This window comes from Moritella sp. F3 (assembly GCF_015082335.1).
In the GTDB taxonomy this organism is placed as follows: Bacteria; Pseudomonadota; Gammaproteobacteria; order Enterobacterales; family Moritellaceae; genus Moritella.
Map to the genome: position 1 here is coordinate 88,028 of NZ_BLRL01000008.1, position 25,053 is coordinate 113,080.

At 40.5% G+C, this 25,053-nt stretch carries 22 protein-coding genes; 14 read left to right on the plus strand and 8 right to left on the minus strand.

The window, feature by feature from the left end:
* Positions 1–458: 458 nt before the first annotated feature.
* From JFU56_RS14480 to JFU56_RS14505, 6 genes are all read left to right on the plus strand, one after another.
* Entirely contained in the window at positions 459–1,190 is a 732-nt protein-coding gene (locus JFU56_RS14480) for a Crp/Fnr family transcriptional regulator (RefSeq protein WP_198437999.1), read from the plus strand.
* Between the two features lie 120 nt (positions 1,191–1,310).
* Complete coding sequence (locus JFU56_RS14485) at positions 1,311–1,784, plus strand: hypothetical protein (protein WP_242065965.1); 474 nt, start codon at positions 1,311–1,313, stop codon at positions 1,782–1,784.
* Positions 1,781–2,890 (plus strand): GGDEF domain-containing protein, encoded by a 1,110-nt coding sequence (locus JFU56_RS14490; RefSeq protein WP_198438001.1) that lies wholly within the window; start codon positions 1,781–1,783, stop codon positions 2,888–2,890. Before JFU56_RS14485 ends, JFU56_RS14490 begins: the two co-directional genes overlap by 4 nt.
* Before the next feature lie 295 nt (positions 2,891–3,185).
* Entirely contained in the window at positions 3,186–4,802 is a 1,617-nt protein-coding gene (locus tag JFU56_RS14495) for a BCCT family transporter (RefSeq protein ID WP_198438002.1), read from the plus strand.
* Positions 4,803–4,984: 182 nt separating this feature from the next.
* The gene (locus JFU56_RS14500) at positions 4,985–5,260 is read left to right on the plus strand and encodes a putative quinol monooxygenase (RefSeq protein ID WP_198438003.1); all 276 of its coding nucleotides are present in this window, start codon (positions 4,985–4,987) and stop codon (positions 5,258–5,260) included.
* A gap of 203 nt (positions 5,261–5,463) precedes the next feature.
* Positions 5,464–6,093 (plus strand): LysE family translocator, encoded by a 630-nt coding sequence (locus JFU56_RS14505; RefSeq protein WP_198438004.1) that lies wholly within the window; start codon positions 5,464–5,466, stop codon positions 6,091–6,093.
* 70 nt (positions 6,094–6,163) lie between these two features.
* On the opposite strand, the gene JFU56_RS14510 is transcribed toward JFU56_RS14505, so the two are convergent.
* Together JFU56_RS14510 and JFU56_RS14515 are read right to left on the minus strand one after the other, a co-directional pair.
* Positions 6,164–7,264: an alkene reductase gene (locus tag JFU56_RS14510; protein ID WP_198438005.1), complete on the minus strand. Its 1,101-nt coding sequence runs from the start codon at positions 7,262–7,264 to the stop codon at positions 6,164–6,166.
* Between the two features lie 15 nt (positions 7,265–7,279).
* Complete coding sequence (locus tag JFU56_RS14515; RefSeq protein ID WP_198438006.1) at positions 7,280–8,443, minus strand: MFS transporter; 1,164 nt, start codon at positions 8,441–8,443, stop codon at positions 7,280–7,282.
* 111 nt (positions 8,444–8,554) lie between these two features.
* On the opposite strand from JFU56_RS14515, the gene JFU56_RS14520 reads away from it, so the two are divergent.
* Both JFU56_RS14520 and JFU56_RS14525 read left to right on the plus strand, forming a co-directional pair.
* Complete coding sequence (locus tag JFU56_RS14520) at positions 8,555–9,478, plus strand: LysR family transcriptional regulator (protein WP_198438007.1); 924 nt, start codon at positions 8,555–8,557, stop codon at positions 9,476–9,478.
* 255 nt (positions 9,479–9,733) lie between these two features.
* Complete coding sequence (locus tag JFU56_RS14525; RefSeq protein WP_198438008.1) at positions 9,734–12,406, plus strand: nitrate reductase; 2,673 nt, start codon at positions 9,734–9,736, stop codon at positions 12,404–12,406.
* A 51-nt stretch (positions 12,407–12,457) separates the two neighbouring features.
* Here the strand turns inward: JFU56_RS14525 and JFU56_RS14530 are convergent, their stop codons facing one another.
* Positions 12,458–13,156, minus strand: coding sequence for a hemolysin III family protein (locus tag JFU56_RS14530; protein ID WP_198438009.1), 699 nt, complete (start codon positions 13,154–13,156; stop codon positions 12,458–12,460).
* Between the two features lie 223 nt (positions 13,157–13,379).
* Between JFU56_RS14530 and JFU56_RS14535 the strand changes: the two genes are divergently transcribed.
* The 6 genes from JFU56_RS14535 to JFU56_RS14560 all read left to right on the plus strand — a co-directional run bounded on the left by JFU56_RS14535 (position 13,380) and on the right by JFU56_RS14560 (position 19,425).
* Entirely contained in the window at positions 13,380–14,336 is a 957-nt protein-coding gene (locus JFU56_RS14535; RefSeq protein ID WP_198438010.1) for a hypothetical protein, read from the plus strand.
* A gap of 136 nt (positions 14,337–14,472) precedes the next feature.
* Positions 14,473–15,120: an elongation factor P hydroxylase gene (locus JFU56_RS14540; protein ID WP_242065966.1), complete on the plus strand. Its 648-nt coding sequence runs from the start codon at positions 14,473–14,475 to the stop codon at positions 15,118–15,120.
* Positions 15,101–16,234 (plus strand): ATP-NAD kinase family protein, encoded by a 1,134-nt coding sequence (locus JFU56_RS14545; protein WP_198438011.1) that lies wholly within the window; start codon positions 15,101–15,103, stop codon positions 16,232–16,234. The genes JFU56_RS14540 and JFU56_RS14545 overlap by 20 nt, the downstream gene beginning before the upstream one ends.
* 3 nt (positions 16,235–16,237) lie before the next feature.
* Positions 16,238–16,507, plus strand: coding sequence for a YfcL family protein (locus JFU56_RS14550; protein WP_198438012.1), 270 nt, complete (start codon positions 16,238–16,240; stop codon positions 16,505–16,507).
* 607 nt (positions 16,508–17,114) lie between these two features.
* A complete protein-coding gene (locus JFU56_RS14555; RefSeq protein WP_198438013.1) occupies positions 17,115–18,104 on the plus strand; it encodes a triacylglycerol lipase in 990 nt (329 codons plus the stop codon).
* 133 nt (positions 18,105–18,237) lie between these two features.
* Complete coding sequence (locus JFU56_RS14560) at positions 18,238–19,425, plus strand: lipase secretion chaperone (RefSeq protein ID WP_198438014.1); 1,188 nt, start codon at positions 18,238–18,240, stop codon at positions 19,423–19,425.
* On the opposite strand, the gene glgX is transcribed toward JFU56_RS14560, so the two are convergent.
* The 5 genes from glgX to JFU56_RS14585 form a co-directional block, all read right to left on the minus strand.
* Positions 19,318–21,363: a glycogen debranching protein GlgX gene (gene glgX, locus JFU56_RS14565; protein WP_198438015.1), complete on the minus strand. Its 2,046-nt coding sequence runs from the start codon at positions 21,361–21,363 to the stop codon at positions 19,318–19,320. The two genes, JFU56_RS14560 and glgX, sit on opposite strands and share 108 nt — an antisense overlap.
* 221 nt (positions 21,364–21,584) lie before the next feature.
* The gene (locus JFU56_RS14570; protein WP_198438016.1) at positions 21,585–22,148 is read right to left on the minus strand and encodes an EF-hand domain-containing protein; all 564 of its coding nucleotides are present in this window, start codon (positions 22,146–22,148) and stop codon (positions 21,585–21,587) included.
* 148 nt (positions 22,149–22,296) lie between these two features.
* A complete protein-coding gene (locus tag JFU56_RS14575; protein WP_198438017.1) occupies positions 22,297–22,977 on the minus strand; it encodes a response regulator in 681 nt (226 codons plus the stop codon).
* 3 nt (positions 22,978–22,980) lie between these two features.
* Positions 22,981–24,396: an ATP-binding protein gene (locus JFU56_RS14580; RefSeq protein WP_198438018.1), complete on the minus strand. Its 1,416-nt coding sequence runs from the start codon at positions 24,394–24,396 to the stop codon at positions 22,981–22,983.
* A gap of 151 nt (positions 24,397–24,547) precedes the next feature.
* A complete protein-coding gene (locus JFU56_RS14585) occupies positions 24,548–25,051 on the minus strand; it encodes a hypothetical protein (RefSeq protein WP_198438019.1) in 504 nt (167 codons plus the stop codon).
* Between the last annotated feature and the right edge of the window lie 2 nt (positions 25,052–25,053).

Below are 25,053 nucleotides of genomic sequence, written 5' to 3' on the forward strand. Positions count from 1 at the left end.
TCAGCCTTACTAATCTTGGCAATTAAAGAGTTTAAAATGTAAGTTTTAAAAACTGTATTTTATAATAATTAAAATTGTAAGTGTTAACGGCCTCAAATGTATGTTTGAGGCCGTTTTTATACCTGCTGCTTTAGCCTTCACTATTTTTTAATATTGTTAGCCGTGCTCTTACATAATTGCTTACTTGATTTTCTTATCTAATGTCGTTACCTACAATGACTCTAGCCTCTATTGCTCATCGTCACGCTTACCTCAATAGGAATGATATCGCCTTTATTCATGATTGTTTCGATTGTTGTCTAAACGCTGTGTCCGCCAACGGACAGAAGGATGTTACTTTCAATGTTAGTGTTAAACCAATTATTAATATCAATGTATTTGGTTTCAATCGTTTTAATAAAAACGTTATAAATTGAAGCTAGGTAGACATGCAACATTAACATTAAAGGTTATATAAATTGATCCAATTGGAGACCGCCAAAAAAATCATTTGGCCGACTACACTGTCAAATAATACCAAACGTAAATTAATTAAAATCGCACAGTGTAAAACTGATTTTACGGATAACCGTCAGATATTTTCTGATGGTGTTTGTTATATATACCAAGGTAATGCTGCTATTTGTATGCAATCTCGAAATTTAAAAACAGTGAACAGTATGGTGATGGGAAAGCAAGAGTGGTTTGGCGATTGCCAATCCGTAAAAAATGATTTGGTGTCGTTTTCATTATCAGAAATAGAGCCGCTGAATTTAATTTTATTCCCAAGAAATCAATTGAATATTTTAATGGATGATGATTTAGAGGTGGTGAAATGGTTATACCATGTCGTGAATGCTTCGCAGCAAAAATGGCGTCAATCACAACTGTTGTCATCAGAAAATAAACTAATAAAAATTAGTTATTTGCTGATTGAGTTAGCCATGTATCAAAAACAAATTAAAGGGGTTATCCCTAAGATTGCTATTTCACAGCAGCAGATCAGTATGATTATCGGAATTGCCCGCCAGCGGGTAAATGAAGCGCTAAAACAGTTAGAAAATTTAGGCTATATCGAACTCGAAAGAAGTAGCGTTTATATCACTGACTTTGCAGCCCTGTGTCGTATTTTAGATAATGTCGATTTAAGTGTTCGAGATCCGAGAGTTTCATTAAGTGCTATTTCGTGTGAACCAGTAACGTCAGCATAATAGCAGTCGTTCCATTAGTACTTTCTTTACCTGAAATTAAAGCTATTAGAAGCTTATACACTGACAATGATTAAGAAGATAAGAATGAAAAATAATGTTTTTATAATAAGGTTAACCAGTGTGTTGCTAACATTGACAGCGTTCTTTTCATATAGTGATGATAAAACAATGTTAACGATTGAAAACTGTAAAAATCAGCAAGATGTAAGCTTTACAATGCCTGCGCTCAAAGCCTTACGAAGTGCTGAAATAACGACATTATTACCTTGGAAAAAGCAGGAACATCGCTACTTAGGGGTCTACCTTGAAAATATCATCAAGCATGTTGATGGCAATGGTTTAGAAACGATACATGTACATGCAAAGAATGATTACAGTGTGCAGATATCTGGAGCAGAGTTACAGCAGCATAAGTACATGCTGGCTTATGCCATTAATGATGAAATGATAACTCGGCGACAGAAGGGGCCGTTAGTATTAATGCGTGATTTGAGTCGTATTAAAGTCGAGGATATTCATGAATTAGATATTGTGATTAATCTGGTTTGGTTTGTTGAAAGAATTGATATTAACTGTGGAATTAAGCACGGATGAAAAATAAATACACAGCAACAATATGGTTACCTTTGACTTTCATCATATTATTTGAATTGTGTTTAGCTGGTTTTATTACATTGAGATATGATCAGAGTAACAAAAATGTCATGCGCAATGTTGAGTCGATACGGGCATCATATTGGGGCTCTTGGTATTTTGGCAAGGAGCTGTCACGACTTGAAGCGCAAATAAAAAAGGCTATATATTTAAATAAAAACGATAACGAGGCAATCTTAGAAAAATTAGACTTTTTAATTGTTAGTTATGAATATTTAGCACTCGATGAAAAAATATCTCCTTTATTGCAAAGTTATGCGGTTAATATTTTGCAAGAAAACATTGTTAAATTAGATAAGGTCGCACTACCAGTTTTAGCAAGAGAAGATCCTATTAACCAATACCCTGATATTTTAACGATTGTTGAAAAATTGAAGCTAGGCCATGACAAGATTGTATTTTTTGAGTTGAAAGGGAGTGATCTTAATCTTTTTACAGATGAGGTTAATCGTAACCAGGAGAGGTTGTTATACATCATCTATAGTGCATTTTTGATTGGTACTCTATTAATTACAGTTTGGTCAGTGACATACTTGAATTTCAAACGAACCCAAAAACAGTCAAATATAGATGAGTTAACACTGCTCCCCAATAGAAAACATTGTGTTGAATTGATCACTTTAAAAATGCAAAAGAGCAAACCGTTATGCTGCTTTTTTATTGATCTGAATGGATTTAAGCAGATAAACGATACATTAGGCCATCACACTGGTGATGAAGTATTGAAAACGATTGCAAAAAGAGTGTCTTATAGTATTGGTGGTGAAGATATCTTCTCTCGTATTGGTGGTGACGAATTTATTCTTATTTTGTGTGATTATGGTGACCGTATAAATGTAGATACGATTGTTGAGCGGATCATGGAGCAAATACAGCAACCGATTAATATCGGGGGTAAGACTGTCACTGTCGGCTCTGCGATAGGTATTTCTTTTTCATCTGAGGAGGTTAATACGGTAAATAAATTATTTTTGACAGCCGATTCTGCAATGTATGTAGCGAAGGGATTAAAAGAGGGGAGTTCGAGTAATTATCAGTATTATTAACAGATCTGTGTAGTTACTTTTTTGATATAGTTTATTATTATCGATATAAATAATTCATCGTCAAATGCAATAATTCTCCTGCCAATTTAAACATATTTTTATACATATTTATATCTTGCGGCCTTGTTTTCGATTAAAATAAAGTTTAAACGGCGGTTGTTTGAGTTTTGCCACATTTTTTGCTACTCTTTTAACCGATTTTTTATCACTTGGTTCATTATGGCTTTAACTAATGACCCTTTCGTTTTTACTTTTCGATTAAAAAGTATTGCAGGATATATGCTCAGCATAATTTATGGATAGCTCGTTAAACAAAAATAGTTCGTTAAATAAAAATAGTTCGTTAAATAAATATAGTATTGAAACCACTGATTACCAAGTTGGTCAAGATAATGTACAAAAATGGGGTTTCGATATACACAACCCTGTGTTCGGCATTAGCGCCGGCCTTATTATCTTTTTCCTCTCAGCACTCCTCCTCGTAGACCCAGCTACCGCAAAAGAAACATTAAACACTATTAAAAATGGCATTTTAGCTGATTTCGATAGCTTCTTTATGTGGTCAACTAATTTCTTCGTCTTTTTTATTGCCGTATTAATCGTATCACCGCTTGGTAAGATCCGTATTGGTGGTAAAGAAGCAAAATCTGAACATTCAACGATCTCGTGGCTAGCAATGTTATTTGCTGGTGGTATGGGTATCGGTCTGCTGTTCTGGGGTGTTGCTGAACCAACGGCTTATTTCACTAATTGGTGGGGAACGCCATTTAATGTTGAACCGTTAACTGCTGAAGCAAAGTCATTAGCACTTGCTGCAACGATTTATAACTGGGGTATCCACGGTTGGGCTATCTACGGTATTGTCGCGCTTGCGTTGGCTTTCTTTGCTTATAATAAAGGTCTTCCTCTTTCAATCCGCTCTGTTTTCTACCCGATTATTGGTGATAGAGCTTGGGGCTGGGCTGGTCACGTTGTCGATATCTTAGCTGTACTTGCGACGCTATTTGGTCTTGCGACATCGCTAGGTCTTGGTGCACAGCAAGCGACGAGTGGTATCAACCATGTATTTGGCACCGATGGTGGCATTGGCATGCAACTGGTCGTGATTGCCTTTGTAACCTTAATTGCAATCTTCTCGGTTATCCGTGGTATCGATGGCGGCGTTAAAGTATTGAGTAATATCAATATGGTGTTTGCTTTTGCACTATTGATTTTTGTTCTGATCATTGGTTTTGATGTTGTTACTGTTGCAATCCCTGAAACTTTAATTGCTTATGGCCAAAACTTTATTGGTTTAAGTAATCCACATGGTCGTGATGACACTGCTTGGATGCAAGGTTGGACGGTATTTTACTGGGCTTGGTGGATTTCATGGTCACCATTCGTAGGCATGTTCATTGCGCGTATCTCTAAAGGTCGTACTGTACGTGAATTCTTGTCTGCTGTTGTCTTTGTTCCAACGTTAGTGACGTTAGTTTGGATGGCTACATTTGGTGGTATTGCTATCGATCAAGTCGTGAATAAAGTGGGTGAATTGGGCGCGAACGGCTTAACTGATTTATCATTATCTTTATTCCATGTGTACGATGCACTGCCGTATGGTGATGTGTTATCAATATTGTCGATTATCTTAGTATTAATCTTCTTCATTACATCATCAGATTCAGGTTCACTTGTAATCGACAGCATCACGTCTGGCGGTAAGATTGATGCGCCTGTACCACAGCGTATATTCTGGGCTGTAGTAGAGGGAACTATTGCTGGTGTTATGTTATGGATTGGTGGTTCTGAAGCACTGCAAGCGTTGCAAGCGGGTGTGACTATTACCGCATTACCGTTTACGTTTGTATTGCTGCTGATGTGTGTGAGCTTAATTAAAGGCTTGAACTCAGAGCGCCATTTATACAAGTAATGATTTAGCGTTAATTAAGCATAAAGCTTAATAGGATAAATGCCGACGGCCTCAAATGTATATTTGAGGCCGTTTTTTGTTTTAGGCAGATCGCAAAAATTAGACCTTGTAATGTAAACAGGCGCTATTACGTTATATTTTAGATTGAGGATTATTTATTTTAAGCGTATCAGGAGCTAAAGATGAAAAAAGTTATTCTAAAAGGATTTATTATAGTCCCAACTGCGGACTTGTCTGCAGTGAAGAAAGCACTTATTAGTCATAAAGAACTGACACGTAATGAACCGGGTTGTTTAATGTTTAATGTCACGCCGTCAGAGATTAATCTTAATCGTTTTGAAGTATATGAAGAATTTATTAATAAAGCGGCTTTTGAACAACACCAAGCCCGAGTTAAAGGCTCTGCTTGGGCTAAAGCGACAGTCAATGTACAAAGGCATTATGAAATTTTAGAGTAAGTCTAATGGACTGAAAATAGCTGATGTTAAAGTTGGTGGTGTTGTAATTAAAATAGGATTTGTGCACGTTTTTGAATATTAATTATGCTTAATCATAATTGATTCTTTGAGACTGTGGGAGTCGCTATGCTACAGTTCACTTATATACAATTCGTTATTAAACTTAGTTGTTAAGCTTGGTTATTATTTAGAGAGAGTTATTGATGTCCTTTGAGTCTGCTGTTACATTTTTTATCGCGATATTTATTTTTGGTATTACGCCAGGGCCAGGTGTATTTGCCATTTTGGCTCGTGCAATGGTTGAAGGTCCTAAAAAATGTATCATGTTGGCAATGGGCATGATTGGTAGTGACGTTATTTATTTGATTTTAGCGTGTTTTGGTCTTGCAACGATCGCAGAGAATTGGTCTGAAGTGTTCACGGTGATTCGTTATCTTGGTGCGGCTTATCTGATTTATCTTGGTTATAAAATGATTAAAGCCTTGCCGCAGATTAAGAGTGATATTCAAGCTGAAGCAGATGCGCAAAAAGAAGGTGCTATGTTGGCAAGTTTTACGCAAGGTTTTCTAATTTCAGCATCAAACCCAAAAGTGATCCTGTTTTATATTTCGTTTTTACCAACGTTCATCGACCTAACTGTTCTTAAAGCGCAAGATATTGCACTTGTATCCGTCTTGTCATCAATTGCGCTAATGTCGGGTTTAATGCTCATTGCTTTTGGTGCCAGCCGTATGGCGGGGATGTTAAAAACACCGGTAGCACATCAGCGATTAAACCGAGGTGCAGGCAGCATTATGATCGCCGCAGGTGCGTATTTGGCGGTGAGTAAATAGTATTTCATCTGTATTGAAAACAAAATAAAGGCTTACCTCGGTAAGCCTTTATTTTTATTATAGGTTTTGATTAATTTGATTTCGTATAAGTTGGATAGTCAATATAACCAGCGCCATTCCCGCCAAACAGCGTGGCGCCATCAAGATCTGCTAGTGCGTAACTGTGCTGCAAGCGTGATACTAAGTCTGGGTTTGAGACGAACGGGCGACCGAAAGCAATTAAATCAGCATAACCTTTCGTTAGTACTTCTTCAGCACGCGCTTGTGTGTAACTGCCCGCGACAATAATCGTATTAGTGAAGATGTTACGTAGTTCAATACGGAAGCTTTCTGGGATCTCTGGGGCATCATCCCAATCAGCTTCAGATAGATGCATGTAAGCGATGTCGCGTGCTTGTAGTTCTTTTGCCGCTTGAAGAATCGTGGGTACAATCTCTGGGCAGTTCATGTCTTTGAAGGTAATGAAGGGAGCAAGGCGCACGCCGACTTTATCAGCGCCAATTGCAGCTATCACAGCATCCACCACTTCTAATAGAAAGCGAATGCGGTTGCTACTTGTGCCACCATATTGATCTGTGCGTTTGTTTGAGTTTGTACGTAGGAACTGATCGATAAGGTAGCCATTGCCACCGTGGATCTCGATACCATCAAAGCCAGCTTCTATGGCTCGCGTCGCTGAATTAGCGAAGTCGTTAATAACGCGATCTATATCTGTTTGCGTCATTTCTCGCGGTTGAATGCAGTCAACCATATTGCCATTACCTTGCTCGTCAGATATCCATACTTGAGTTTCTACAGGAGCCAATGCTGACGGTGCAATCGGTAGTTCACCTTGTTGAAATGTTGGATGAGAAACGCGGCCAACATGCCACAATTGACAGAACATGGCTGCGTCTTGCTCATGGACTGCGCGGGTGATTGGTTGCCAGCCATTAACGTGTTCATCGGTATAAACGCCAGGCGTGAATGAGTAACCTTGTGAATCATCAGAAATTTGCGTGGCTTCAGAAATGATTAATCCGGCGTTAGCACGTTGCTTATAATAAGTCGCCATCAACTCATTTGGTACATTGCCAGGTTGGCTAGTGCGTGCTCGGGTCATTGGTGCCATTACGACACGATTTTTTAGGTCTAATTGTTTTAGTGTCGTGCTTTGGAATAATTTACTCATGATGCTTACCTTATTTTAGCCGTTTAATGTGGATTTGTTTACTTTAGTGATGAACAGTAAGCCAATCACGGGAACGATGATGGCAGCGTAAGGGATCATGCTCGCCCCCATACTGCTATCAAGCACGATACCGCCAAGGATGCCGCCGAATGCGTTGGCCAAATTGAATGCCGAGATATTTGCTGTGGCCGCTAACTCTTGACCTTCGCCGCCGTGATTCATGACTCGAAGTTGCATTGCAGGTACATTGGCAAACGATGCTATGCCGAATATAAATGCGGCGATGACAAAAAGTATTTCGTTATCAATAACTAAACCGACTAATACTAATGAAAGGATCATAGCTATGGCCCAGAATAGCGATGCTTTGTTGAGATTTTTGTCTGCTGAACGGCTACCTAGGGTGTTACCTATGATGAGACCGAGACCGACAATCACTAAGATCCAAGTAACCGCATCTTCGCCATAACCGGTAATGTGCATCGCGATAGGTGCAATATATCCGTATAGCGTCATGAAACCCGACCATGCAAAAGCAGTGATCGCTAAACTCATTAATAACATGGGATTTTTGAATGCCATAAGCTGGGCTTTAATATTCTTAGCTTCGCCATGACCAGTTGATTTGATCGACATTAGAATGAAAACCATGGCCACTGCACCGAATGCAGCAACTGTCAGAAACGTGTTGTGCCAGCCGAACTGCAAGCTGATCCAAGTACCTGCTGGCACGCCGAGTACATTGGCCAGCGTTAGACCTGCAAACATTTGACCTACAGCGCGACCAGCCATTTTTTCTGATACCAGGTTTGTTGCTACAACCGCACCAATGCCATAAAATGGACCCTGTACCAGTCCGGCAATGACACGGCTCACTAATAATAATTCGTAGGTTGGTGCCAAAGCAGACAGTATATTACCGAGGATAAACAGCACCATTAACCCAGTCAGTACCGCTTTTTTATTAAAACGCGCTAAATATATCGTTAAGATCGGCCCGCCAATGACAATGGCTAACGCATAAGCACTGATTAAGTAACCAGCCTGACCCTCTGTTATGGAAAGTGATACTGCTATTTGCGGTAGAATACCGGCGATAACAAACTCTGCGGTGCCAATCGCAAATGCGGCGAGTGTCAATATCCAAACCTGGAAAGGCATTTTTTCTTTTTCAATCATCGTGGTTATCTCTGTTTATAATATGCTGGTTATTATATTCATTCGATTTATTTTGATAATTGAGTAAAATACGAAATCATTATTCGGATAAGCCGAACAATAGGAGAGGGTATGGATAAATTTTCTGATATGACTATGTTTGTCAGCATTGTTAAACACCAAGGTTTAGCGGCTGCTGGGCGTGACATGGGGCTCTCTCCCGCGACAATGACCGCAAGATTACAAGCATTAGAAGAAAGATATGCAGTGAAGTTATTGAATCGAAGCACTCGACATATTGCATTAACCGATGCTGGCGAACTTTATTATCAGGCTGCGCTGGAAATAATCGCTAGTGTTCATGAGACTGAAAACCGCTTACAAAATGTGGTCGAAGACGTTAAGGGCTCACTCAAAGTGTCGGCGCCAAAGGATATAGGTAAGCAATATATTCAGCCTATATTATCCGACTTCTCTAACCGTTATCCCGATGTCGTGCCTTATTTATACCTCAATGATCGGATATCAAATATTGCTGAATCAGGGATTGATATCGTTATTCGTTATGGTGAATTGGCTGATAGTAGTCTTATATCAAGGCGGCTGTCATCAAGTTGGCGAGTATTGTGTGCATCACCGGAATATTTAGCAAAGCGTGGTGTGCCTTTAACACCTGAAGCGTTAGTTGATCATGATTGCTTAGTTATGTTACGTGGGAACGAAGAGTTAAAAACTTGGCATTTCCAACAACAAGAACATAAAACAACAATAACAGTGGCTGCAAAACGGTTGTCTGATGATGGTGAGGTTATTAGGCTGTGGACATTAGCAGGGGCGGGGATAGCACTTAAATCCATTGTTGATGTGCAAGATGATATTAATAGTGGGCGCCTTGTGACAGTGCTTGATGGCTATATGAAGAACTTTAATACATCAAGGTCCGTATCGAGTGCTGACTTAAATGTGATTTATACCAGCAAGCAGTATCAACCAAAACGCATTCGCTTGTTCCTGGATTTTTTGTTTGAGAAATTCAACAATATGACTCAGCAATGAAGTTAAATCTATTCATCTATTTGTGATAACAATAGGTCGCACCAATGTGGTGCGCTTTATTTGTTTTAGCACTGCTTTAGCACTATTCTTGCGCTTAAAGCCTTTCTATTTTGGCAATAAAGTCATTCGCTACCCTTGTATTCGAGTATCTGACCTTATTTTCCTGTGATTTTTAATTTGTTACCGCTAAACGTTAGACTTGGCTGATTTTTTGCTTTATTCCTTGGTATGAACATGCGCAACCAAGGATGATATATGCAAAAGCTAAAGCAACAACCCAAATGGGTTAAAACCACATGTCCTTATTGCGGCACCGGTTGCGGTGTCGAAGCGCAAGTAAATCAAGATAATTCAGTCACGATCCGTGGTGATGAATCTCACCCTACCAATTTAGGTAATCTTTGCTCAAAAGGATTAACGCTAGCCGATACCCTAGTCCCAGAAGGACGTCTTACCGAATGTTATATTCGTGGTCAAGCGCAGAGTATGGAAACCACATTAAGCTATGTCGCCTCTTCATTTAATAAGGTGATCGCTGAGCATGGCCCAGATGCCGTTGCCTTTTATGTATCAGGGCAGCTACTTACCGAAGACTATTATATTGCCAATAAATTGATGAAAGGCTTCATCGGCAGTAGCAATATCGATTCTAATTCTCGTTTGTGTATGTCTTCTGCCGTAGTTGCGCATAAGCGTGCCTTTGGTGAAGATGCTGTCCCCGCTTGCTATGCAGATATCGAAGCTGCCGAGCATATATGTTTAGTCGGTTCGAATTTAGCTTGGTGCCATCCCATTTTATTTCGCCGAATAAAACAGGCAAAAATGGCGAATCCAAACTTAAAAATTACCGTGATTGATCCACGTCGAACCGATACGTGTGATATTACCGATCTACATTTAGCCATTCGTCCGGGGACGGATGTGGCGTTGTATAATGGCTTGTTGGAGTTTTTGGACCAAGAGAATGCTTGCGATCTTACCTATATCGTCGAGCATACTGAAGGATTTGAAGAGGCTCTAAAATCTGCATACCAATCAACACCAAGCTGGGGAGAGTTAGCTGAATTTTGTAATCTTGAACTCGATACTATGTTGGATTTTTTCCGTCGTTTTACCGATATCGATAAAACCCTCACCTTATTTAGCCAAGGGGTGAACCAGTCAACCAGTGGTACCAACAAAGTAAACGCGATTATTAACTGCCATTTAGCGACAGGACGTGTCGGTAAACCGGGGGCAAGTCCATTTTCAGTGACCGGTCAACCAAATGCGATGGGCGGCCGCGAAGTTGGTGGTCTTGCAAGTATGTTAGCGGCGCACATGGATTTTACGCCAGAGAGTCATGCTGTGGTGAGTGAGTTCTGGCATACCGATAAGTTGGCTACCAAAAATGGTGCTAAAGCGATCGACATGTTTGATCAAGTGCATCAGGGGAAGATCAAAGCGATTTGGATCATGGGCACGAATCCAGTGGTAAGTTTGCCTGATTCAGACAAAATTCAGCAGGCGTTATTAAATTGTCCGCTGGTGGTTGTGTCTGATTGCATTGCTAAGTCAGATACGATTGCTTGTGCTGATGTACTGTTACCTGCACAAGGCTGGGGTGAAAAAACTGGTACAGTGACAAATTCAGAACGCTGTATATCACGCCAACGTGGCTTCCTATCAAGTGTTGGTGAAGCAAAAGCAGATTGGTGGTTATTAGCGGAAGTCGCTAAACGCATGGGCTTTACCAAGGACTTTAGCTTTGAGTCAGAGGCTGATGTGTTTACTGAATATGCGCAGATGACAGGCTTTAAACAAGATACTTTACCAAGGGGTTTAGATATTGCTGTATTAGCTGAACAAGATTATGACCAGCATAAACCGATGCAGTGGCCGATAAAAGGCAACAAGTCACAAGTGCGGTTATTCACCGATGGTCAGTTTTCGACGCCGTCAGGTAAAGCGAACTTTATTGCGCTTTACCACAAATCAGCAGCAAGTTCAGTTTGCCAAGATTATCCGATGATCTTAAATACCGGTCGTAATCGAGACCAATGGCACAGTATGAGTCGTACCGGTTTAGCCACCAAGCTTAATGGGCATATGCCTGAGCCGTTATTGTCGATTAACCCGCTAGATTTAACAGAACGTAGTATTGCTGATGGCAGCTTAGTTGCGGTTGAAAGTTTACAAGGTAAGTTATTAGTGCGTGCGCATGCGACAGTAAGTCAAAACTCAGGTGAATTATTTCTACCTATTCATTGGAGTCGTCAAAATGCCAGTGCAGGGGCTATATCAAGTCTCGTCGCGGGGCATACCGACCCATTATCGGGGCAACCAGAAAATAAATACACACCAGTGAGTGTCAGTACATGGTCACATGCATCGCGCGCTGCGTTGTGGAGTCAACGCCGCCTGCAAGTGGCTAAGATATTGCCTATGGTGGATTACTGGGTTGAACGTCGTTTAGAGCAGGGTTTTCTATATTATCTTGCTAGTGTTACTGCTCCTGCTGAATTCTTCCAACAATTAAAACTCGCTCTACATAACAGTTATATGACTAAGCAAGTTGATTACGAGAATGTGGCAGAGCAGAAATACCGTTTTGCCATGAGCTTTCAAGAGAACCTTGATATTAGCTTAATGGTGACACCTGCTAACGACATTGACGATGATACCTGGTTAGCTAGTTTAACCTTGTTGACGCCCGATATTGGTTTACGTGCCACGTTAAAGGGGGAAGCTAAAACACCGCCAAGCCGGATGATATGTGCGTGTCATCAAGTGACAGAATATGACATTATTGAAGCCGTAAAAGCAGGTGCTGATACGGTTGAAGCTGTTGGTGGTTGCAGTAAAGCTGGCACGGGTTGTGGTTCGTGTATTCCTGAGATTAAACGGGTAATGGCAAGTTGTGCGATTGACGTTACGCTAGTGGATTAAGAAGCATTAGATTAAAAGCGGCATTAAGAGTAGGTCTTAATGCCGTTTTTTCTAGTGATTAACGGGTAATACATAAAGGTAAATTGTCACAAAATGACAAGCACTACCGAGTAATACAAATATATGCCAAATAGCGTGGTTATATGGAATACGTTTATTGGCATAAAAGATCGCACCAATTGAATAAGCAAGTCCGCCAGCAAACAGCCAATACAGCGCACCAGTATCTAACTTACCTAATAGCTCATCACCAGCAAAGACAATTAACCAGCCCATAATAAGATAGAAGAATAACGATACTTTTTTAAAGCGTTCAGCCCAATAGAGCTTTGCGATGATGCCAATGATTGCCATTGACCAAACAACTGCAAAGATACTCCAACCGAGTGCCCCACGTAGTTCAATCAAGAGTAATGGTGTATAAGTCCCTGCAATGAGCAAGAAAATAGCACAATGGTCGAGTGTTTTTAATTTCGCTTTCGTCGCAGGGTTAGTCGCATAATGATAAACACTTGAAGCAAAAAACAATAAGAACATAGAAATGCCATAAATACTAAAGCTGGCAATACGCCAAGGATCTGCTTGTTCGATTGATGGTATTAATAGTGCAATAAGTGCGGCAATACTGAGTAAGGCACCAAAGAGATGCGACCAAGTGTTTGCGGCTTCTTCTTTGACGCCATAAGGTGCGGCAATGGTGTCTGCGGTTGCGATTATTGGTGTCGGACTTGTTATCGGTCTCGGTGACATACATGATCCTATCGTTAAGTTGTCATACCAGTTAGGCGTACAAGTGTACGCTTAAAATATTTCAATTTAAAGTGAATATATACATTGTATCGTTTTTTAGTATTAGGAAAGGGTTAAATTAGTAAAATTAAGTTTTATAATCAATACTATATAGTTAAAGTGTTATTTATACTTAAGTTACTTTTGATTGATAGCGTTGTAGTTCATATTGCAGAGGGTCGTAATGGCAAGATTTAGATGGGTACTTAAAAAAGTCATGTGGGGCTTATTGGTTGTCGGCATTTTTGCAGTGTTCGGGCATTTTTACTGGTCAAGACCGTTGAATAACTACCCGGTACTTGATATAAAAATACAAAGCACCCTGCAAGATAAGGTAAAAGAAAGCTCTGCGCTGGCACGGTTTAGTGGTCAAACATGGACAACGAATGACAGTGGTGATGGCGCTAATTTATATCAAATAGATGATAAAACTGGGCAAGTACTTAAGCAGGTACACATTGATGATGTCAGCAGTTATGACTGGGAAGAGTTAGCTCAAAACATGGATAGCCTCTTTGTGATGGATTGCGGTAACAATCATGGCACCCGAGAGAGTCGTAGCATTATCAATATTGATACTGATGTGTTAATAAACGCCGCAGATGGTGATACGGTGTCAGCCGTTAATACTACGCGTTTCTCAATGGCGGATAAACCCACTGAGCCACTGACACGATATATGCATGACTATGATTGTGAGGCGTCAACAGTTGTCGGAGAAGAGTTATGGGTGCTAAGTAAAAATTGGTCTAATTTACAAAGCCGCTTGTATAGAATGGACTTAGTCGATATCAACAACAGCGCAGCTAATAACAGTGTTATAGAGGTTATCCCCGCACAAACCTTGAATGTCGATGGTTTGATCACAGCGGCAGATTATAATGCTGCAACCGCGCAATTGGTATTACTTGGATATGATAGTAACTTAGTTTACAAACACCCTTTTATTTGGATTGTGCCTATTAACAACAATAACTTGAATTGGGATATGGCAAAACGCTTTAATCTCTCTCTCTATGGACAATGGGAAAGTATTCTCTGGCAAGGTGAACATCAGTTGTTACTCACTGCAGAAGCTAGTTTCGGAACTGCTGCACGTGTCGGTGTCGTGACATTAACTTCAGCAGCAGTATTAGATTAATATCGCGTAAAGGAGTATTCTACTAGCGAAAATTACCGATTTGAGCACGATATATTAGCGGACATACCACTACCATAGGGGTATAATCCTGCTCATTAAATAGTGCTCAGTAATTCAAAGATTAGCTAGGCGCAGTATGCAAGACGATTTAAAAGACTTATCAACAAGCGATTTATTAGCAAACTATTCATTAACAAATGATGGAAGCGATGAACAACAACACCAGTATCAAGATTTGATTGCTGTTTTCAACCACACATTTGCAAGTGAATTTAATACCCAATTAGTCAAAGGCGATGATGAGCCGATTTACATGCCGGCGAACACTGACTTTGAGCAATATGTAAGTTGTGACCATCACCGTATTATTTTTGCCCATGGTTTTTTTGCCAGCGGCATGCACGAAATTTCGCATTGGTTAGTGGCGGGGTTAGCACGTCATCAATTGGTTGATTTTGGTTACTGGTATATTGCTGATGGTCGTAATGCGCAGCAGCAAGCAGAATTTGAAAAAGTCGAAATTGTGCCACAGGCGATTGAATGGATTATTTGTGTTGCTGCGGGATTTCAATTTCGTGTGAGTGCGGACAATTTGGGTGATATTGTGATTGACCGATTAGCTTTTCAGCACAAGATACACGATCAAGTACGCTTATATTTAGAAAACGGTTTATCAGCGAGAACGCAAGCGTTAGTGACAGCACTACAAGCATTTTATAATACAAAACCGCTGGTATTTACAGATTTTGATTATCGAGGTATGTATGAACGTGAAGCCATTTAAGCTGGGTATTATTGTGAATCCCGTTGCCGGTGTTGGTGGCAGCGTGGCATTAAAAGGCAGCGATAATGTTGCCCAGCAAGCACTTAGTTTAGGTGCTATTCCGCAAGCGAATAATCGTATGTTACAAGCATTAGGTCAGTTTTCTGATCTTGCTCAGCGCTTTAGTGTGGTGACTGCGGGTGGCGAAATGGGCGAGCGTTGTAGTTTAGAGTTAGGCTTTGATGTTGACGTCGTTTATCGACCTGCAAGTGATATTACCACCGAGCAAGATACCTATGCGGCTGTTGATGCATTATTAACACAAGATATTGATTTGTTATTGTTTGCTGGTGGTGATGGTACAGCACGTAATATTTGTGCGACGATCAACGATGTCGTTCCAGTATTAGGTGTACCTGCAGGCTGTAAGATCCATTCAGGTGTCTATGGCGTAACGCCAAAAGCCGCCGGTTGTGTCGTTCGTCGATTGATTTTAGGCGAGCTGGTTACCTTGGCGGATGCTGATGTGATGGATATTGATGAAGTTGCATTTCGTCAAGGCACTGTAAAAGCGAAGCGCTATGGCGAGATGATGGTACCGACAGATTTACGTTATGTACAAAGCGTAAAAATGGGTGGTATTGAATCAGACGAATTAGTGCTTACCGACATAGCTGCTGATGTTATGGCAGATATGGAAGATGAATATTATATTATGGGTTCTGGGTCAACGGTGGCATTCACCATGGCTGAATTAGGACTGGATAATACGTTATTAGGTGTTGATGTTGTACATCAGCATGAATTGATTGCTTCAGACCAAACTGCTGCGCAGTTAATCGCGTTGACACAAGGTAAGCTCTGTAAATTGGTCATCACCTTAATCGGTGGCCAGGGGCATATTTTTGGTCGTGGTAATCAGCAACTGTCGCCGCAGTTGATTAAACAAATCGGTAAAGAAAATATTATTGTGTTGGCAACCAAAACGAAGTTGTCGGCATTAGCAGGACGTCCCTTAATCGTAGACACAGGGGATGTTGAATTAGACCAAGCATTATCAGGTTTTATTCGTGTAACCACAGGTTATCGTGATTACATCATGTATCGTGTCGCCAACCCAGAGTATGAGGAATAATCATTGTCTAAAGCTACTTATCAAAGCAAGCTAATGGAAAAGCTTGATGGATTTGTAGAACAAGGAACGTCGGATCAACTATTTGCGGCTGAGTATTTACACGGCCACGTTACTTTTGCTACGGCGAAGTGCGAAAATATAGGTAAAATTTATCCCCACGACATTAAATTTCAGGTCGTGAACAGTTTGCGAGATGCGCTTGTTGCGAATGAGTTAACCCCTCAGAAACAAGAACTTGTACTTAGTATGTGGGATGCTATCAATAAACATTGATATTCGATTAAATGATTATTAATAATCAAGCCATATTAATTATTATAGATTAATGCTGCTTGCCAGTTTAAACCAGTGATTATATTGCTGGTTTTTTTTCACTTGTTATTTGCCGATATAAGATTAACCCTTTCGATAAAGTGCCAACTTGATATCCACATAAATTCAATTTATTTGCTCTGTTTAACATTGAACCCATACCTTAGTATGATCTAGGTCTGATAAGTATAAATATTTTTATAAAAATGAAACTTAATTTAAATATTGATATTTGACTATAATCTTAATAATTAACAATAACTTATGTTAAGTGTGAAAATTAATGATACGAAATCATTAATGGCAGAGAATATTTCACATTTGGTTACTTATTTTGTTATTTTTTTATTATGTGATTATTAGTGCTAAATTTTTATTTTAAACTTCCCATTTAATTCTTATATACCGGCTAATTTGATGAATAACACTCCTTAACTCCATCTGGTTGTACCTGTTGTTTTTTTACGTTATAACTTTTCTGCACTCTAACGAGACAGGTTGTCATTATGGGTGCGCGACATTGCCGTCATAAATAAGTTGGCGATAACTTAACGATAAAGGATTAACTATGTTAAAAAAAACTCGGACTTTACTTCCTGTCTTAGCTGGAGCCTTGTGCTTCATGGTTACACCCGCTCAAGCGGATACCTCGGGGAAAACCAAATACCCTGTGGTATTAGTGCACGGCCTTGCTGGATTTGATAGTGTGCTCGCAGATTATTTTTATGGTGTGAAAGGAGCGTTAGCAGATGTGGGCGCAACGAATGTGTATACACCACAAGTCAGTGGTTATGATACCAGTGAAGTACGTGGCGAGCAGTTATTGAGCTATTTAGAGCAACTAAGTGCAGTTACGGGCGCTGAGAAGTTTAACTTAATTGGTCATTCTCAAGGTGGTATTGATTCTCGCTATGTGGCATCGGTACGACCTGAGTTGGTCGCATCTGTTACGTCAGTTGGTTCTCCGCATCGAGGTTCTGGTACCGCCGATGTTATTAAAGATTCGCCATTAGAAGGACCAGCGATGGCGATTGGTAATGCGGTTGCGAGTTTACTCGCTGTTGCTACTGGTAATAATGATAATGCTGTCAATGCGATGGGCTCTCTGGAGGCATTGAATTCTAAAGACGCGGCAATTTTTAATGCGAAATACCCTGAGGGTCTAAGACAGGGTGAATGTAAAGCGACGCCAAGTTATAACGCAGGCTCATGGTATTGGCCAAATTGGGTTTATGACTACTCAGTCAATGACGGTGCTCATAGTGTTAACGGTGTATCGTATTACTCATGGGGCGGCACATATAATCCAGTGTTCAATTCTAATGTACTCGATCTTGCTGATGGTTTATTAGCGGTGACGTATCTTACGATAGATGAAGCAAATGATGGTGTTGTTGGACGCTGCTCTACACATTTAGGCAAAGTCATCCGTGATGATTACACCATGAATCATGCCGATGAAATTAATGGTATGTTTGGTTTACGTGGTTTAGGCAGCACCAGTCCTTTACCTCTATATTCGGCACATGTGAAGCGTTTAACGAGCGCTGGGTTGTAATTCACTATTTTGAACACGAGGTAAGCACTGTGGATAAATGACAGTGCTTATTTTTCAAGTGCTTACTTATTTAAAGTATCTAGCTCGTTATCATGATGAGCTATTTACAGAACCGCGTACGATGGAGTCTATCATGTCATTTAAATTAACACCGCTTATCATGGTTACTGGATTATCCGTTGTTATTGCGGTAGCGGGCGGCGTACTATTATCGCCAGGCGATGAACAATCCATCTCAGTAAAATCTACACCGGCACTTTTACCGCAAGTAGTCGCTAAGCAAGCGAGCTATCCATTAGCCCCTGAAGTGGTTAATGCCTTGGTTCATTGGGATGGTGACGTGCTTGCTGAAAATACTGAAGTACCGTTGTTATTACCTAGCTCATTGTTAGGCTCTGTGTTGCCATTAACACTGGATGTGAATGAGTTTGGTGAATTGGTTATTAACAAAAAAATTCAGCATTTATTTGATTTTTATCTGTCGGCAATGGGCGAGGAAAGTTTAGATATTATTGTTACGCGTATTAAGCATAGCCTGATATCTCAGCTTACTGATCCTGCCTTGACTCAAGGCATGGATATATTCTCGGGTTATCTACAATATTTAAATGAAGTGAGTGCGATTAAGCAGCAATTTGAGCAGAGCGTTGACCCTGAAAGTAGTGCTGAATATGCGTTAGACAACGTGATTCAAGTGCGTGAAATGGTAGTCGATGCGCGCACTACTTATCTTGATGATGATGTTATTACAGCTTTTTTTGGTAAAGCGGATGAATACGAAGCGTATATGTTAAAGCTGGCGGCAATTAACCAGAGTAAGGTGTTAAGTGATGCAGAGAAGAAAACGGCACAAGCCGAACTTGATATCACTGCGCCTGAGTGGCTATTGACACAGCAGCATAACGCCAATCAGCTCAATGAATATCGGGAACAGTATCAGGATTTACAAGCCCAGGGAGCGAGTCAGAGCGAATTACAAGATTTCACCCAACACTCATTTTCACCTGAAGTGGCAGATCGCTTAGTTGCATTGGAGGTTAAGCGTGAGCAGTGGCAAAGTAAGTTAGCTGAATATCGAGAAGAGCTGGCTGTTATTACGCATAACGCGAATGATGGGAGTGATGGGAGTGGCGATGGTGAGCAACAACAGCTCGAAATTATGCAGTTACGGGAGGCTTATTTCACCCCCCAAGAAATTAAACGCGTCAGTGCTTTAGATAATATCGCCAGTGCTCGTCGCAGTAGTACTCTTAATAATACCACCACTCTTAACAGTAGCAGTGACACTAGCAACATTAGTACTAACACCACTGCGTTGTAATATCACCATAGAGCGGCCTGCAAGTTGGTAGTGATCGTTTACATTTAATGGTGCAAGGTGCATTGAACTTGTATCACAAACGCGATGCCAAATTGGCGGTACATTTGGCAAATTGAAATCGACAGGCGTATCTATTTGGTTGAATAACAAGAGTAGTTCATCGCCATCAGTACCGAGGCCGAGATGAAGTCCTAAACTACTTTGATGCTCCCAATCATGTTGTTGCATCACTTCGCCATTACTGCAGTACCAGCTAATGCGGTGATCATTACGTCCATCGCCAGTAAATGCGTCAATGAATGGCAGCATGTATTGTTTACGTGCTGCGATCATCTTACTTAACCAGTCTTGGAATTCTTGTTTTAATTCGTCCATCTGCCAGTTTAGCCAGCTTATTGCATTATCCTGACAATAAGCATTGTTGTTACCGCCTTGCGTATGCGACACGCTATCAGCTGCTAACAGGTGCGGTATGCCAAAACTAAACAGTAAAGTCGTGATCAAATTACGCTTTTGCTTTTCACGAAAGGCGATAATTTCGACATTATCAGTGACTCCTTCAATGCCGCAATTGTATGAGCGGTTATCACCATGGCCATCGCGATTATTTTCACCATTAGCACAATTGTGTTTATCGTTGTAAGACACTAAATCTTGCAGGGTGAACCCATCATGGTAAGCAATATAATTGACAGGCAATTTATGTGGCCAGCGCCCCCCACTAAAGAAGTGACGAGAGCCCATAATACGGGTCGCAAAATCTTTCAAATAGCCATGGTCACCACGCCAAAAGCTACGTACCGTATCACGGAATTTATCATTACATTCGTTCCAGCCATCGGGAAAATAACCTAGCTGATAGCCATCAGGGCCAATATCCCAAGGTTCCGCGATAAGTTTAGTTGGCAGTAAAATAGGGTCTTGCGCAACGGCGTGGAAAAAAGGGGCTTGTTGGTTGAAGCGATCGCCTTTACGGCCCAGCGTTGCAGCTAAATCAAAACGGAAGCCGTCAATATGATATTCACTTACCCAGTAACGCAAGCTGTCCATCACTAAATTAAGGCTCGCTTGGTGAGTCAAATCTAAACTGTTGCCACAACCGGTATAGTTGCGTAACCCATTTTTATCCCGTAAGTAATAACGGTGGTCGAGAGCTTTAAGATTGAATATAGGCCCATCTTGACCACCTTCTGCAGTATGATTAAAGACCACATCTAAGATCACTTCGATACCATTTCTGTGCAGTTCTCGGATCGCGGTTTTTAATTCAGTTACCGCATCGATGGTTGCATAACGGGGATCGGGAGCCATGAAGGCGAGGGTACTATAACCCCAAAAATTGACGCCTTGTTGTTTTAATAAATGCGGTTCATGCATGCACACGGCAACAGGCAGCAGCTGTACACTGGTAATACCTTGTTCTTTTAACAATTTAATATTTACAGGGTCTGCTAATGCTTGATAACTGCCTGGTGCAGCGGATGTTATCGCCGGGTTTAATTGGCTAAAACCTTTGGTGTGCGTCTCTAATAAAATTGTTTCAGCAAGTGGGATATCTGGTTGCGGCACACCTTGCCAATCAAATGTATTATCGGTAACGAGCGCTTTTGCCATATGCCAGCTTTTATCGGCGCTGTAGGGCGGCTCATAATAAGGAGCTTTGCTGACGGCTTTTGCGTAGGGGTCAAGCAACAGCCAGTCTTTACCGTCTATATTGCTTGAGAAACCATACTCTTGACCAGCACTAATATCACTAATGAAGATATGATGAATACCCGCATATTTGTTTTCGATAGTAAAACTGCGTTGGGCTTTGCCATTAAACAACACCAGTTGCAAATTGGCACAGTCTGGTGCATATATCGTAAAGTTACAGCCTTGTGGTTTTAAATTGCTGGCAGACAGCAAGTTTGCTCCAAGGGGATAAGGTTTCGACATAAATCACTCACACTCTGTTTGTTAGCTGGGTCACATTTATTGGTTATCTTCATCTTATGTAATTCAGATCGTTAAAAGGAGCATCTACACGAATAAACATGATCTAGTTAACACTAAAGTTATACTTTTTGATAAAAAAGCAGCTAACAAGGCAATAAAAATGCCTGTTAGCGATAACTAACAGGCATTTTTTAGTGTGGCGTAATTGATTGTTTTTCTGCTTAACGCTTGTTATGTTGCGCTTTCATGTCTTCTTTAGTGATAAAACCGTCTCCGTTTGAGTCTAATTTATCAAAGTATTGGTTCATTTCTTCTTTAGAGATTTTACCATCGTTGTTAGTGTCCATTTTTTTGAACATCATGCCTTTATGGTTTTTTCCTCGATGGTGTTTACCTTTATTTTTCATGTCATCTTTAGTGATGAAACCGTCGTTGTTTGTATCAAATTTATCAAAGTTTTCAGCTAGACGGCCAGTCGCCTCATCTTTTGAGATCTTACCATCATTGTTGGTGTCCATTTCGTCGAACATCTTGCCCTTATGATGCTTACCTTTGTTTGGTAAATCTTCTTTGCTAACGAAACCGTCGTTGTCTGTATCGAATTTATCAAAATGCTCAGCTAAACGACCCGTAGCTTCTTCTTTTGATACTTGGCCATCTTGGTTGGTGTCCATTTGTTCAAAAGATACATGCTTACCTTGCTTGTTATCGTTATCTGCATAAGCAAACGTAGTCGTTGTCATCGCTGTTAATAAGGCTGCGGTAATAAATAATGTCTTTTTCATAATGTACTCACTTATTGCTGGTTGTTAGTCTTAAACAAGGTTAACTCGTGTGGGTTAACCTGTTGATGGAGTAACTATAAGCAACAAATGCGCAGGAATTATGGAGGAAATGTGGAGATTCCACATAATATTAAAAAAACCAAAATAATTACAGTGTAAAACGATAACCAACCCCGTAAATGGATTTGATGTATTCATTGTCAGGTGCTGCGTCTTGTAATTTCTTGCGTAAGTTTTTAATGTGGCTATCGATGGTGCGGTCGGTGACTAAGCGATGGTCGGCATAAATCTTTTGCATTAGTTGATCACGATTAAAGACTTGGCCTGAATGTTGGTTAAAAAAGCTCAGTAGGCGAAATTCCGCGGGCGTTAAAGTGAGTTCTTTGCCATCAAATGTCGCTTTCATCTGCTCATCATTAATCATGAGGCCATGCTGTGCTGATGCTGTCGTGATCTCGACTGTGCGACGTAATACATTTTTGATACGAGCAACCACTTCACGCGGGCTATATGGCTTGCAGATATAATCATCAGCACCGAGTTCAAGGCCTAATAAGCGATCGATTTCATCGACACGTGCAGTGGCCATAACAACGGGAACTTGGCTAAAGGTGCGTAATTCACGATAGATATCAAGGCCGTCACGATTCGGCAGCATTAAATCTAGAATAAGTAGGTCAGGGTTATGTCTTTTTACCCAGCCAATCACTTCTAGGCCATTATCAATGATGTGAGTTTGAAACCCTGCTTGCGTGAGGTATTCACATAAAACGATAGCCAGTGATGGCTCATCTTCAACCACGAGTATTGTTTTTGCTGATTGTGTCATGGATTAATTATCCTTAATCGGAAGTGATATAGTTATTTTTAAGCCGCCAAGTTTAGAGTGCTGAGCACTGATATCGCCATGATGCATTTTGACGATGTTCTCACAAATCGATAAGCCTAAACCGGAACCGCCATTAGCACGGCTGCGAGATTTATCGACGCGATATAAGCGGTCAAATAGTTTGGGTAAGGCGCCATCGGGTACGGCAGGCGCACTGTCTTCAATCGTTAATACTATCGTGTCAGGTGTCTGCTGCAGGTTAATATGTATTTGCCCATTGGGGTTAGTATAGCGATAACTGTTTTCAAACAAATTACCAATTAACTGTGCGATTGATTTGGCATCTGCGTGTAATAGCGTGCACTGGTTATGATCGTATAAACGCTCTATCGCAATGTGTTTATCTGCTAAACGCACCTCATTTTGGTTGGCAATATTACTGATGATATTAGTGATATCGACTTTGTGAGTCGTATCGATAAGCACGCCACTATCAGAGAGAGACAGTGAATATAAGTCATCCACCAACCGAGTCAGGGTCATGACTTGATCGTGCAATGATCTGATGTATTTAGGCTCAGGTTTGCGGATACCGTCTTCAATGGCCTCTATTTCACTGAGTAAAACGGCAATTGGTGTACGTAGCTCGTGAGATATATCTGATAACCACTGTTCTCGAGAATGCTTTTGGGTCTTGAGTGTGGTGGTGAGCAGATTAAAGGCGAGTGATAATTCGGCCAATTCATCTTTGCCACGAACATCAATTTGATAATCAAAGTTACCGTTTGATAATGATTTTGCCGCGCTATCTAGGTTTTTCAATGGTTTTAAAAAATGGCGTACTAATAAGGCAGCAACAATAAATGAAAACAAAGCGGCCCAAGCGGCAATCCAATAAAAGTTGTCTAACTGTTGACGTAGAAAGCGCTCGGCAAGCCGGCCTTTGATACTTTCTCGTTGTATCACCGATAACCAACCGACGGTTCTGTTGTTATTAATCACCGGGATCTTGGTGATCTGAATATTATTATGTAAACGGCGTAAGTTCTTCGGGTTACCGATAATCGATTTACCGCTTTTATTGAGTAAGTTTAAACGCGCTTCAAGGCGATTAAAGCTGGGCTTGTAGTCTTTCCGTTCAGGGTGATTTTTAGACGGACTCGGGTGCTCGCCAATATTTTGTAGTAATTGTGCCCACAGCTTTGGCTCTCGCTGGATCTCTTTCCAGTCTTTTTGAGGTGAATAATAATCACTTATCCGCTCAGCTAGGGTTTCAATTTTTTCAATTTCACTTTGGTTTAAGTAACTTTGTAAGCCGTTTTGAAAGCTATTATTTATCAACAATGCCATACCAGCCATCATAATTAAGCTAATTAACATCAGAGAAATAAACAATTTATGGAAAATGGTTAAACGCATTTAAGTGACCTTTAAAGGAGGAATCAAGATTATTATATGCGTTAGTGGCTGGCTGTGGAAAGTAAAATGTCATTACCCTTACTCGTTCATGTTCAATAAATGAATAAAGCCCATGCAAGGATGGGCTTTAAGTTCGTGCAGATGAAGTGAGCTAATCAAGATTAAGTGTGATGGTATTACCGTTGAGAAGAACCTCACTGTAAGTGGTTGTCGCATTTTGTAATGATACAACTTCGGCAAGTAATTTTTGTTGTTGTTTTAAAATGTAAATTTGCCCTGAATAACTGCAAGTATCAGAATTTATTTGTATTACTTTACCACTGGGGGCTGGAGTAAAGGTAGGACCAGGTAATGTATCGTAGTCTTTATAAATATTAATGTTACAGGGCTGAGCACTATTGGAGGTTATCTGTAATTGCATCGTTGTTGATGCTCGATAATTTAACGTACTTGGTGCACTCACATTGAATAAACTATTGTCATTACTTGCTGTTGGAATAAAGCTGTCTTCATTCTCACTCAATACTTGTTTAGGCCCATCGATAGTTGGAGCAGCGGCCACTGGCGCGTTTCCTGATGGCGAATCACTGCCGCCACAACCTGTAATTGATATTGTCATCACAGTACAGATAAGTAATTGTTGTTTAAAATTCATCG